11 protein-coding genes are annotated in these 11,915 nt (G+C 69.6%); 2 read left to right on the top strand and 9 right to left on the bottom strand.

The window, feature by feature from the left end:
* The first annotated feature begins 16 nt into the window (after positions 1–16).
* Complete coding sequence (locus ACFY4A_RS07670; RefSeq protein WP_390828475.1) at positions 17–1,192, top strand: hypothetical protein; 1,176 nt, start codon at positions 17–19, stop codon at positions 1,190–1,192.
* A gap of 923 nt (positions 1,193–2,115) precedes the next feature.
* Here ACFY4A_RS07670 and ACFY4A_RS07665 read toward each other — a convergent pair.
* From ACFY4A_RS07665 to ACFY4A_RS07655, 3 genes are all read right to left on the bottom strand, one after another.
* Positions 2,116–2,196 (bottom strand): hypothetical protein, encoded by an 81-nt coding sequence (locus ACFY4A_RS07665; RefSeq protein WP_390828530.1) that lies wholly within the window; start codon positions 2,194–2,196, stop codon positions 2,116–2,118.
* Positions 2,197–2,307: 111 nt separating this feature from the next.
* Positions 2,308–3,486: a Cmx/CmrA family chloramphenicol efflux MFS transporter gene (locus ACFY4A_RS07660; RefSeq protein ID WP_390828474.1), complete on the bottom strand. Its 1,179-nt coding sequence runs from the start codon at positions 3,484–3,486 to the stop codon at positions 2,308–2,310.
* A gap of 441 nt (positions 3,487–3,927) precedes the next feature.
* On the bottom strand, positions 3,928–4,980 hold the full coding sequence (locus tag ACFY4A_RS07655) for an aldo/keto reductase (protein WP_390828473.1): 1,053 nt from the start codon (positions 4,978–4,980) through the stop codon (positions 3,928–3,930).
* Positions 4,981–5,083: 103 nt separating this feature from the next.
* Here ACFY4A_RS07655 and ACFY4A_RS07650 point away from each other — a divergent pair, with 103 nt between their 5' ends.
* On the top strand, positions 5,084–5,713 hold the full coding sequence (locus tag ACFY4A_RS07650) for a TetR/AcrR family transcriptional regulator C-terminal ligand-binding domain-containing protein (protein ID WP_390828471.1): 630 nt from the start codon (positions 5,084–5,086) through the stop codon (positions 5,711–5,713).
* Positions 5,714–5,744: 31 nt separating this feature from the next.
* On the opposite strand, the gene ACFY4A_RS07645 is transcribed toward ACFY4A_RS07650, so the two are convergent.
* The 6 genes from ACFY4A_RS07645 to ACFY4A_RS07620 all read right to left on the bottom strand — a co-directional run bounded on the left by ACFY4A_RS07645 (position 5,745) and on the right by ACFY4A_RS07620 (position 11,899).
* Positions 5,745–6,605: a hypothetical protein gene (locus ACFY4A_RS07645; protein WP_390828470.1), complete on the bottom strand. Its 861-nt coding sequence runs from the start codon at positions 6,603–6,605 to the stop codon at positions 5,745–5,747.
* Positions 6,577–6,822, bottom strand: coding sequence for a hypothetical protein (locus ACFY4A_RS07640; RefSeq protein ID WP_390828469.1), 246 nt, complete (start codon positions 6,820–6,822; stop codon positions 6,577–6,579). The genes ACFY4A_RS07645 and ACFY4A_RS07640 overlap by 29 nt, the downstream gene beginning before the upstream one ends.
* A gap of 69 nt (positions 6,823–6,891) precedes the next feature.
* Positions 6,892–8,352 carry an aldehyde dehydrogenase (NADP(+)) gene (locus ACFY4A_RS07635; RefSeq protein WP_390828468.1) on the bottom strand — a complete coding sequence of 487 codons (1,461 nt, stop codon included), beginning with the start codon at positions 8,350–8,352 and terminating at the stop codon, positions 6,892–6,894.
* Complete coding sequence (locus tag ACFY4A_RS07630; RefSeq protein WP_390828467.1) at positions 8,349–9,824, bottom strand: amino acid permease; 1,476 nt, start codon at positions 9,822–9,824, stop codon at positions 8,349–8,351. The genes ACFY4A_RS07635 and ACFY4A_RS07630 overlap by 4 nt, the downstream gene beginning before the upstream one ends.
* A 141-nt stretch (positions 9,825–9,965) precedes the next feature.
* A complete protein-coding gene (locus tag ACFY4A_RS07625; RefSeq protein ID WP_390828466.1) occupies positions 9,966–10,967 on the bottom strand; it encodes a proline racemase family protein in 1,002 nt (333 codons plus the stop codon).
* Entirely contained in the window at positions 10,967–11,899 is a 933-nt protein-coding gene (locus tag ACFY4A_RS07620; protein WP_390828465.1) for a dihydrodipicolinate synthase family protein, read from the bottom strand. The genes ACFY4A_RS07625 and ACFY4A_RS07620 overlap by 1 nt, the downstream gene beginning before the upstream one ends.
* Positions 11,900–11,915 lie beyond the last annotated feature (16 nt).

Here is an 11,915-nt window from a genome sequence, read left to right as displayed (position 1 = left end):
ACCGCTGGGTGCACTGGTGAGCAACTGGCCGATGATCTGCGCAGGCCGTGAAATGGCGTACCCGAGTGACCGGCTCGCCAGGCGATCTTCGGCAACCTTCCGCAGGATGGGTTCCGGTTGCCCGGCCGAAGCGACGGACGGCGGGCACTCTTCGTCGTGCGCGGCAGCCATGCCGCCCCGAGCTCAGGAGCACCATATGGGAGCGAAGACGGATGTGCTGATACCAGCACTTGAAGACGTCCGTGACGCCCACGCCGCAGTCATCGGCCGATTCCGGACGAATGCGACCATCACCCCGCCGGGCACCGACCGGCAAAGACTCGAAAGCCAAGCGATCGAGGCGGAGTACCACCTCGGGCGGATCGAGGCCCGGGTGCGCGAAATGCGCCCGCCCCGTGGGCTGATGTCGGCCTCCGGGCAGCTGATGGGGATGGTGACCCGCGGCGCCCTGCGGGTGAGCGTACTTCCGCTGGAGGCGGGGGTGTCGGCCGTGACGGAGATCCTGCGTGGTAGCAGGCCTGCCGATGAGCACCGGCTGCTGAGGGCCGCCGAGGACCAGTACACGGCCGCGGCCCGGGCCCTGGCGACCTGCCAGGCAGGCAAGGACATAGCCGAACGGCTCAACGACCAGGAGACCGCCGAGCTGCTCGCCGTACTCAGCCGGCAGAACGAGGTGCTGCTGGAGACCAGCGAGGAGAACCTCGCCCGACGGGCCAGGGCCGTGGCGGCGGCTACCGAAGCTCCCCGTCCGCCGCGGGGAGAAGCTGCTGAAGGCGGCAGCCTGCTGCAGGCGATCATGCGCAGGAGGCGCGCAGTCATGCCCACCACTACCCGTGTGGCCGAGAAGGTTCAGGGCGCGATGACCCGCGAGGAGGGCCTGCCCATCCCCCGCTTCAGCCAGCTCAGTGTCAGGGAAATCCAGCAGCGCTTGCGCGGCCTGTCCCAGACGGAGCTGACGACGATCGAGGGCTATGAACGCGCACACGCGCGCCGCCCCGAGATACTGAATGCCATCGAGCGTCTCCGCCAGGCCGAGCCCTGGGCCGGCTACGACGTGATGGACCCGGAACGCATCAAGATGCACCTGCACGACGTGTCCGACGACGTGGTCCGGCAGGTGCTGGAGTACGAACAACAGCACCAGCACCGCCAGCCGGTCATCTCCGCAGCCCGAACACGCATGCCCACGTAGCGCTGCGCTGCTGTGAGCCCTGGACGGTGAAGGTGTCCGGTACACGGTGCTGGTCGTGGTTTGGGGAACCCCTCCGGAGGCGAGGCGACGCCCGCCCATCCGTGCCGGGAACCAGTGGGCCGCACCGTACCGCGCTGTCAGCACTAACGGTGCGACGGACAGTCGCCGTCCTCGCCGAGGAGGGGGTGTCGATGGCCTACCGCACCTGCCGGCGCCGGGCCGAGGGCCCTGCCCTCCGACGGGCCGCCCACACCTCGCGGGCTCGCCGGCCGCCCGCAGAAGAGGACACCGCACCACGATCCCCCCGACCCGCACGCGGCCACCCGCCCGGACCCGGTTCTGCGCGACTTCCGGCCCGACCCGATCCCCTACCGACGAGGGCTGGCTCTACCTGGCCACCGTCATCGACATCGCCTCCCTGCGCGTGATCGGCTGGGCCACCGCAGACCATCTGCGCACCGAGTTGGTCGCCAAGGCGCTGCGGTCCGCCTGCCGCCGACACCGCCCCGCCGAGTCAGTGATCTTCCATTCGCGGCTGTCAGGACACCGACCATGAATTCGCCCTCCTGGCAGCCGAGCGGGATATCCGCTGTCGGCCGGCACCGGCCAGTTCGGAGTCGCGGCCGTGGGCCCGCCACCCGCCGCCGACGGGGATGCCTCCGACCTTCTTGACGTCCAGGTGGATCATGTGGCACGGGTAGCGGGCCACGATCCGCTTCGGCGGGCGCCGGTGGCGGACCCGTCCGGGTCGGGCAACTGGCGGTGGTTGATGCCCAGGTGCGCCGGCCACCGGCCCACGGTGCGTTCGCTGATCCGCACACCCTGATCCGTGAGTTCGAGCGCGCTCCCGCGGGCCGCGGTCGGACCACTTGCCGGCCCGCCGCAGTCGCTCGATCCTTCGACGACCTCGGGCGGGGTCCGGGTCAGTGAGGAGTCGGGACGCTCGGGCGGTCCCGCAGCCCGGCCTCACCGTACGTGTCGTACCGGTTCTTCCACTTGGACAGGCAAGCACGGGAGACACCCGGCCTCGGCGGCGACGTGCGCGATCGGGCGGCTGCGGCAGCGCTCCACGAGACTTCGGCGTCCCTCGATGTTCAAGGGGGCGTTCGCACGCGTCACCGGAGCACCTCGATGCTTCGGCCGTCCGCGATCACAGTGCGGAGGGGGAACGCGATGAGCAGCGCGACGGCGGTCACGATTCCGCTTGCCCACAGCGGCCCGAGGTTCCCGGCTGTGGTGCTGAGGGTGGTCGCGGCGACGAGTGGTCCAACGGCGGCGCCGACGTTGAGTGCCGCAGTCGCGTACGAGCCGGCCATGGTGGGGGCTTCTGCCGCCTCGTAGAGGACCCGCGTGATCAGCGTGCTGCCCAGCGCGAACGACAGCGCGCCCTGCACGAACACGAGGGCGAGCAGAGCGACCGGCTTGTCAGCCAGCATGGCCAGGGCCGGCCAGCCGATGAGCAGCAGCGGACCACCGACTGCGATGACCAGACCAGGACGCTGGTCGGACAGTCGGCCGGCGACGGTGACACCGACGAAGGAACCAGTACCGAAGAGCACCAGAACGGCAGAGATCCACAGCTCGCCCAGCCCGGCGGTGTCGGTCACAACGGGGGCGAGGAAGGTGAAGCTTCCGAACGTTGCCGCGTTCACCAGCGCGCCGAGCAGCATCACCAGGATCAATCGCGGCCCTGTGAGCTGGGCGAGCTCCGCCCGCAGGACTGGCCTGTCAGCCGCGTCGTTCTGCACCTGGCGCGCGGGGAGTCCGGTGAGGATGCCGATGGCTGCGGGCAGGCAGAGAACGGCGACAGCCCAGAACGTGGCCCGCCAGCCGAGCAACGTGCCGAGTACCGACCCACCAGGGACACCGGCGATCGTGGCCACCGTCGTGCCTGACAGCAGCACGGCCAGCGCACGTCCCTTCTTGTCGGGCGAGACCAGCGTGGTGGCAGTTGTCAGAGCGATGGCAAGGAACCCTGCGTTCGCGAGCGCGGCGACGACCCGAGTGGCGAACAGGACCGGGAAGCTCGTGGTGATGGCGCCCACGGCGTGAGTTACCGCGAAAGCGAGGATGAACCCGAGAAGGCTGGAGCGCCTGGACCAGTTGCGGGCGAGCGCGGCCACAAGGGGGGCGCCAATGATCATGCCGATCGCGAAGGCTGAGGTGAGCGCGCCTGCTGTCCCGACGGTGACGTCGAGATCTGAGGCGATGTCCGGCAACAGGCCGGCGAGCATGAACTCGGAGGTGCCCATGGCGAAGACCGCCATGGCAAGTAGGTACAGCGGGAGAGGCATCGAGTGGCTCCGAGGTGAGGAGAAGCACGAGAAGGTCGTCTCGTCACCGCGGCCAGCCCCAGGGGCACACTCGTCCGACCGCAGAACGCGGCGCGACGGCAGGGCTGGGAGCTCAGTGGTTCAGGGGGCTGACGGCGTGACCGAAAGCCCCCACCTTGTCTGACTCAGGACTCGACATGGCCCGCACGCTACCCGACCGATGCCCGTCGAGGCCCCTTGGGGCATGAAACTGGCGACCTCGCGTATTCGACTGTCGCGTATTCCTCCGTGCGTGCGGTGCCGTGGTGACCGTCTGTGGTCGTGCCGACAAGTTGGCGGACAGGGGAAGAGAGGCTGTCACCGCAGCTGTCCGGGCCCCGGGCAGGCGTTGGGCGAGGCAGCACCCCGCCAGTCCGAGTCTGTGATGCGCGGCTATACGCTCCAGTTACTTATCGGCGACGTTCATGCAGCAGGCGGAGGCGCGACAACTGGCGGGTTGAGGCGGGCGAAGCCTTCCTGGCGCTGGTAAGGGAAGTACGGGTAGGGCGCTGTCCTGGCGCTCGCCGCATCGAGTTTCGCCGTCTGGTCGGGCGTGAGCGTCCAGCCGACGGCACCGAGGTTCTGGCGAAGCTGGACCTCGTCGCGGGCGCCGATGATGACGGAGGAGACGGTCGGTCGCTGCAGCAGCCAGTTGATGGCGATCTGCGGAATGCTCTTGCCGGTCTCCTGCGCGATCTCGTCGAGGGCGTCGACCACGCGGTAGAGGTGTTCGTCCTCGACCGGCGGGCCGTAGTCCGCGGTGTGGTGCAGTCGGCTGTTGGCCGGTAGCGGCTGGCCGCGGCGGACTTTGCCGGTGAGCCGTCCCCAGCCGAGCGGGCTCCAGACGAGGGCTCCGAGGCCCTGATCGAGCCCGAGGGGCATCAGCTCCCATTCGTAGTCGCGGCCGATGAGGGAGTAGTAGACCTGATGTGCGACATAGCGCGGGTGGCCGTACTTCTCCGCGTTCGCGAGGGACTTCATCGCCTGCCAGCCGGAGAAGTTGGAGATGCCGAGGTAGCGGACCTTCCCTGCTCGTACGAGATCGTCGAGTGTGGACAGGACTTCCTCGATCGGCGTGCCGGCGTCAAAGGCGTGCAGCTGGAACAGGTCGATGTAGTCGGTGCCGAGCCGGCGCAGGGCGTCCTCGCATGCGGTGATCAGGCGGGAACGAGAGGAGCCCGCATCGCCTGGGCCGTCGCCCATCGGCAGGCTGGTCTTGGTGGACACGATCACCTGGTCCCTGCGGCCTTTGATCGCTTCGCCCAGCACCTCCTCGGAGGCGCCGCCGGAATAGACGTCGGCGGTGTCGAACATCGTGATCCCGGCGTCGAGGCAGATGTCCACGAGACGGCGTGCTTCTTGCGCATCGGTGTTGCCCCAGGCACCGAACAGCGGCCCTTGGCCGCCGAAGGTGCCGGCGCCGAAGCTCAGTGCGGGGACCTTGAGGCCGGATGCGCCCAGCCGCCTGTATTCCATGGCTGTTCCTCTCTCGTCGCCTGACTAGCTAATGGGATTGAAGTTCCGTTAGCGTGGTCTCAACATAACAGGCGTGAGTGATTAACGAAACTGGAGTCCCGTTATGAGGTTTGAGGGTGCGGATCCGGGGACCGTCCGTCCTGGCGGGCGCACGGCGCGGGTGCGGGCGGCGGTGCTGCAGGCGACTGGGGACGCCTTGGCGGAGCGGGGCTTCGCCCACCTGGACCTCGCCGACATCGCACGCCGTGCCGAGGTGGGCAAGACCACCGTCTACCGCCGCTGGGGAACGGTGACTAGCCTGGTGGCCGACCTGCTGACGGACATGGCCGAGCAGTCACTGCCACGTACCGAGGCCGGCTCGCTGCTCGGCGACCTCAAGGCCAACGCCCGGCTCGTGCAGCGCACCTTGGCCGACCCGCGGCAAGGAGCGCTGTTCAAGGCAGTGATCGCCGCCGCCACCTGCGAGGCGAAGACAGCCGAGGCCCTGCACCGCTTCTACGACATCCGCGTCAAGGAGTGGGCACCCTGCGTCCAGCAGGCCATCGACCGGGGCGAGGTGCCCGAGGGCACCGATGTCCACGAGGTGATCCGTGCTGTCTCCGCCCCCCTCTACTACCGCCTGTTGACCACCGGCGACCGCATCGACGAAGCCGCCGCAGACCAAGCCGCCGAGGCCACCGCGGCTGCGGCGCGTGCGGGAGCGTACCTGCGGGGCGACGAAGGTCGTGCGTGACCGGCTTCCCGCATCCGTCGCTGAGCTCGGGTCACCGTGCGTGATCCCCGGGGGCATAACGTTTCCAGGTTCCTCCGGCCTCTTCAGCGAGCCGGGCTGTGATTTCGTCGTTGTAGCCGAGCATCCGGGCGATCAGGATGGTGACGGTCGGCATGTGCTTGGACTGCATGGCCCAGCGGAGGAAGGAGTGGTGAGGCGCCGGGCGGTGTAGCCGCCTGCGTACCAGGTGTCGACGTCGGCCTGGGTGCAGTCGGCGAGAGCGCGTCCGCCACACGGGTCCGAACCCGCTGGTAGTCGCTCTCGGCCATGCCGCCCCCTCTTGATCACCGAACAGGTCGTCGTTCTTGCGAGTGACGCCGTCATCCTCGGTCTCGTAGTGGGAGTTGGCGCTGATGATCTGCGCTTCGGTCGTGGCGATCGGGCCGCCGGACGCGCCCTTGCCCATGTCGCGGTCGACCTTGACCCGGTCGTCCAGGGGGTTCCAGTCGGACGCGTCCTCGGCGTTGCCGGTGCAGTAGAACTGCTTGAAGCCGTCCATGTCGGTGCGCTTGTAGCCTTCACCGGGGAACCCGGAGTCGATGACGTCGGAGAAGTCCGACCCAGCGCCGAAGCGGTATCCCAGCGCGCCGACCGCGGCCGTCAGAGACGTGTACCCGGACGGAACCGCTACGTTGAACGCGGCCATGTCCGCGTCCGCAAAGTCGCCGTCGGCGGTCCACTGGGTGGGGGCAACCTTCTTCGTCGCCGTCCACTTACCCCACGGCGCGTCATTAGCTGGTCGTAGATGCCCACGCAGATCGAGGCGTTCACCTCGGTGCGGACCTTCGCACGCGAGCGCGTCCAGCGTGGTGAAGCCCGGCAGTTCACGACCGACCTCGACGACCTTCTCCAAGCACGAGGTTGATCAGGTCCGCCGGGCGGTTCTTCGAGACGGCCTCGCTCCGCATCACCGCCTCGGCGATCTTCCGGGCCTTCGCCTTGTCGTACGACAGGCCGTCCGCTGGCGTACGGCAGTGCGCCGCCGCTCCGCCGTACGGTTCGCGGCTCTCCGCGCGGTGCCCTCCGGCAGGTTCACCGCGCGGCGCATTGGCCTGCGTCACCAACGCCATGTCCCGCAACACCTGGAGTAGGGGGCCGTAGGGGCCATGACTCGATCCCCTCGGGGAAGCGAGCCTCCATCAGACCCGGAGCGATTCAGGCCACTGCCCGTTCACACGCCGCGGTACGCCCCAGGGGTTGTCGTCGCGCAGGGGTGGCGGGAGCAGTTGCCGCGGCCACGACTGGTAGGCGACCGGCCTGAGGAACCGCTCGATGGCGGCGGTGCCGACCGATGTGGTGGTGGGCGCGGTGGTGGCGGGGTACGGCCCGCCGTGTTGCATCGCATGTGTCACCGCCACGCCAGTGGGCCACTCGTTCCACAGCACTCGGCCGCTGCGGTCGGCCAACGTCGCGGTCAACGGGTCGAGTTCGTCTGCCTCGTCCGGCTCGGCGTGCAGGCTGGTGGTCAGCTGTCCGGGCAGGGCGGCGATCACGTCGGGCACGTCCTGCAGTCGTTCGTACATCACCACCAGGCCCAGCGGACCGAAGCATTCCTCGGCGGCCGCCTTCCGGTCGGCCGCGAACGCGGCCAAGTCCATCGCGAGCAGCCGTGGCCGCGACGACGCCGGGTCGTCCGGCCACACCAGCTTGCGGGCGCAGGGGCGCCCGGCCAGCCGCTCCGCGGTGTCGAGGTAGGCCTTGGCGATCCGCTCGTTGAGCATGGGTGCGGCCGGCACTTCGCGCAGCAGCCGCGCGATCTCGTCCAGGATGCCGTTGCCGGCCGGGACGAACAGCAGGCCGGGATTGGTGCAGAACTGGCCCGCCCCCAGCGTGAGCGACCCGACGTAGCCGTTGGCGATCTGCGCGCCGCGCGTCTTCGCCGCACGTGGCGTGACCACCACGGGATTGACGCTGCCCAGCTCGCCGTAGAACGGGATCGGCTCGGGGCGTTCGGCGGCGATCCGGGCGAGCGCCAGGCCGCCACGCTCCGATCCGGTGAAGGCGGCGGCGCGCAGGTTCGGGTGGCGCAGCGCGTCGACGCCGGCCTGTTCTCCTTCGACGAGGCCGAATACCCCGTCCGGGGCTCCGGCGCCGGCCAGCGCCTGATGGGTGATCGTGGCGGTCGAGCGGGACAGCTCGGGGTGGCCCGGGTGCGCTTTGACCACCACGGGGCATCCCGCGGCCCAGGCTGATGCCGTGTCACCACCGACCACGCCGAACGCGAAGGGGAAGTTGCTCGCCGCGAACACCAGCACCGCGCCGAGTGCGGTCCGGTACCGGCGCAGGTCGGGTCGAGGGCCGCTCGGCCACCGCGGATCCGGCCGGTCGATCCTGACGTCGAGGAAGTCCCCGGCCACCACCAGCTCGGCGAAGAGCCGCAGTTGGAATGTGGTGCGTGCCAGTTCCCCGTTCAGCCGTGCTGTTCCGAGCCGGGTCTCGGCATCGGCGAGCTCGACCAGGTGCGTGCGCTCGCCTTCCAGGGCGTCGGCGACGGCCGTCAGTGCGTGCGCCCGGGCGGCCGGCTCCGTGTCGGCCCATTCACGGGCGGCGCCGGCGGCCGCGGTCACTGCCCGGTCCGGTGTGATGGCGACCGTGCTCACGGGGTTGCTCCTTCCTGGTGACCGCTGGCCTGGTTCTCCGCCGAGTTCCGGAAGCCGAACAGGATGTAGACGATCAGGCCGAGGGCCATCCACACCGCGAAGCGCACCCAGGTCACCCAGTCCAGGTTGCTGATCAACCAGACCGAGAAGGCGATCCCGATGGCCGGGACCACGGGGACCAGCGGGGTGCGGAAGGCGCGGGGCAGATCGGGGCGGGTCCTGCGCATCACCACGACGGCGACGGCCACCACGATGAAGGCCATCAGGATGCCGATGTTGGTCAGATCGGCCGCCTCGCGGATGGGCAGGAACCCGGCGATGAACGCCGAGCCGACGCCGACCGGCCAGATCACCCGGGTGGGGACGTGCCGCTTGGGGTGGTTCTGTGCGAAGGACCGCGGCAGCAGACCGTCGCGGCTCATGGAGAACCAGACCCGGGTGACGGCGAGCATGTTGGCGAACGCAGAGGTGGTGATGCCGATGACGGCGCCGACGGCGACGACCATGCCAAGTCCGCCCAGTCCCACCGAGGCGAGCGCGCTGGAGAAGGGACTCTTGACGTCGATGTCCCGGTAGTTCTGCATGCCCAGCAGCACCAGGCAGACCAGCAGGTAGACGACCGCGGCGATGGCGAGGGAGATCACGATGGCCTTCGGCAGCACCTTCTTCGCCTCGGCGCTCTCCTCCGCCGCCGCGCTCATCGCGTCGTAGCCGTAGACGGCGAAGAAGGTGGTCGCGGCGCCGGTGAACGCGCCGCCGATACCGAAGGGCAGGAAGGGGCTGTAGTTGCCGGAGGAGATGTGGAAGGCGCCGGCGACGATCACCAGTGCGACGATGCCGAGCTTGACGGCCACCAGGACCGTCTCGAAGCGGGCCGACTCCTTGGTGCCACGGGAGAGCACGAAGGCCAGGAACACGCACAGCAGGGCGGCGAGCAGGTCGACTCTGTGACCCGATCCGGTGCCCGGTGCGCCGAGCATCCAGTGGGGCAGGTCGATACCGATCCGCTCCAGGATGTAGGAGAGGTAGCCGGACACGGCGATGGCCACCACGGCGACGATGGCCGTGTATTCCAGCAGCAGGTCCCAGCCGATCGCCCACCCGACGATCTCGCCGAGCGCGGCGTAGGAGTAGGTGTAGGCCGAGCCGGCCTTGGGGATGGTGCCGGCGAATTCCGCGTAGCACAGCGCTGCCGCGGCGCTGGCGATGATTGCGATGAGGAAGGAGATCATCACGCCGGGTCCGGCGTCCTCGTGGGCGACGACTCCGGCGAGTGAGAAGACGCCCGCGCCGACCAGGCCGCCGAGGCTGAGGGCGACCAGCTGCCAGAGTCCCATGGTCCGGCGGAGTCCGCCGGTGGTCTCCTCCTCGGAGGAGTCGACGGGCTTGAGGCGGAAGATTCCCTCCCGGGAGAACAGGCCCCCGCGGGGCGCCGTTCTGTCCCGGGGTATTACTTGAGTCGAACGGGACATGGGGTCCCTCCGGTGAATACGTACGGGGTGTGTGCGTGGGGGATGCGCCAGTGCCCCAAACCAGGCGACGATCGCCTCGTCGCGACGCTCCTTGACGGGCAGACGTCGCCTGCCGGGGCACTGGGAATTTGACGACAGGCCCTAAAGCACGAATCCGTGCGGGAAGGGGTCGCTCGGGTCGAGCAGGTAGTTCGCGGTGCCGGTGATCCAGGCGCGGCCGGAGAACTCGGGGACGACCGCGGGCAGACCGCCCACCTCGGCCGTGCCGACCAGGCGGCCGGTGAACCGGGTCCCGATGAACGACTCGTTGACGAACTCGGTGTGCAGCGGCAGTTCACCGCGTGCGTGCAGCTGCGCCATCCGCGCCGAGGTGCCCGTGCCGCACGGCGAGCGGTCGAACCAGCCGGGATGGATGGCCATGGCGTTGCGGGAGTGCCGGGCGGTGGAGTCAGGGGCCAGGAACTGTACGTGCTTGCAGCCCGCGATGAGCGGGTCGGCCGGGTGCTGCGGGCGGTTCTGCTCGTTGACCGCCCGCATGATCGACAGACCGGCGGCGAGAATCTCGTCCTTGCGGGCCCGGTCGAACGGCAGGCCGATCCGGTCGAGTTCGACGACGGCGTAGAAGTTGCCGCCGTAGGCCATGTCGTAGCGGACGTCCCCGAGGCCCGGCACCTTCACCGCCGCGTCCAGTTCGAGCGCGAAGGCCTCCACGTTGCGCAGGGTGACCTTCTCGGCGCGGCCGTCACGGACGGCCACCCGTGCCTCGACCAGCCCGGCGGGCGTGTCGAGGCGCACGATGGTCTCCGGTTCGGTGACGGGCACCATCCCGGTCTCCACCAGGACGGTTGCCACGCCGATGGTGCCGTGCCCGCACATCGGCAGGAACCCGCTGACCTCGATGTAGAGCACGCCCCAGTCGGCGTGCGGGCGGGTCGGCGGCTGGAGGACGGCGCCGCTCATCGCGGAGTGGCCGCGCGGTTCGTCGACCAGGAACCGGCGCAGCCCGTCCAGGTTCTCCACGGCGTGGCGGCGGCGCTCGGCCATGGTGTCGCCGGGGATCGGCCCGACGCCGCCGGTGACGACACGGGTGGGCATGCCCTCGGTGTGCGAGTCGACCGCGCTGATCGTACGGACGGACCGCATCAGGCGGCCTGCCGCTCGAGGGAGGCGATGGCGCGGGCCATGTCGGCCTGGACCTGCTCGCGCATCTGCGGCGGCAGCGGCCCGCGCGGCGGACGGCAGGGGCCTCCGAACCGGCCGACCTGCTCCATGCCGAGCTTGATGGCCTGGACGAACTCGGTGCGCGAGTCCCAGCGGAAGGCCGCGACCAGAGGTTCGTACAACGCGCGGGCCTCCGCCAGCTTCCCGGCGACGGCCAGGTCGTACAGGCGGGCGGACTCCGCCGGGAAGACGTTCGGGAAGCCTGCGAACCAGCCGGTGGCGCCCATCAGCAGGCTCTCCAGTACGACGTCGTCGGCGCCGCTGATCACTTCCAGGCCCGGCGCCTGCTCCTTGATCTCCAAAACGCGCCGGACGTCACCGGAGAACTCCTTCACCGCGACGACGTTGTCGATGTGGGCGATCTCGGCGAGCAGGTCGGGGGTCAGGTCGACCTTGGTGTCGATGGGGTTGTTGTAGACCATCACCGGCAGGCCGACGGAGGCCACGGCCTCGAAGTGCGCCAGGATCTCACCGCGGTTGGCGCGGTACATGGTCGGCGGCAGGCACAGCACGCCGTCGGCGCCGTCCTCGGCCGCCAGTTCGGCCCAGTGCCTGGCCTGGTGCGAGCCGGCGCCGTGCACACCGACGACCACGGTGCCAAAGTCGCCGACCGCGTCGATCGCCGTACGGGCCACCTTGCGGCGCTCCTCGTCGGTCAGGGAGGAGTACTCGCCCAGCGACCCGTTCGGACCGACGCCGTGGCAGCCGTTGTCCACCAGCCAGCGGCAGTGCTCGGCGTACCGGTCGTAGTCCACGGCCAGGCCGGCCGGGGCGGAGGCGTCCGCGTGGTAGGGCAGGGCGGTCGCCACCACGACGCCGCCGAGAGAGAGGTCCTGCTTCCTGGTGTCGCTCATGAACTCTGCTCCTTCT

The organism is Streptomyces sp. NPDC001292, from assembly GCF_042896465.1.
Taxonomy (GTDB): Bacteria; Actinomycetota; Actinomycetes; order Streptomycetales; family Streptomycetaceae; genus Streptomyces.
Note: the sequence above shows the minus strand (reverse complement) of the source record. Positions and strands in the feature narration are given on the sequence as shown.

Coding starts and splice junctions, on each gene's coding strand:
- ACFY4A_RS07660 (WP_390828474.1), bottom strand. CDS start 3,486: ATGCCTCTCCCGCTGTACCTACTTGCCATGGCGGTCTTCGCCATGGGC.
- ACFY4A_RS07655 (WP_390828473.1), bottom strand. CDS start 4,980: ATGGAATACAGGCGGCTGGGCGCATCCGGCCTCAAGGTCCCCGCACTG.
- ACFY4A_RS07650 (WP_390828471.1), top strand. CDS start 5,084: ATGAGGTTTGAGGGTGCGGATCCGGGGACCGTCCGTCCTGGCGGGCGC.
- ACFY4A_RS07625 (WP_390828466.1), bottom strand. CDS start 10,967: ATGCGGTCCGTCCGTACGATCAGCGCGGTCGACTCGCACACCGAGGGC.
- ACFY4A_RS07630 (WP_390828467.1), bottom strand. CDS start 9,824: ATGTCCCGTTCGACTCAAGTAATACCCCGGGACAGAACGGCGCCCCGC.
- ACFY4A_RS07640 (WP_390828469.1), bottom strand. CDS start 6,822: ATGGCGTTGGTGACGCAGGCCAATGCGCCGCGCGGTGAACCTGCCGGA.
- ACFY4A_RS07620 (WP_390828465.1), bottom strand. CDS start 11,899: ATGAGCGACACCAGGAAGCAGGACCTCTCTCTCGGCGGCGTCGTGGTG.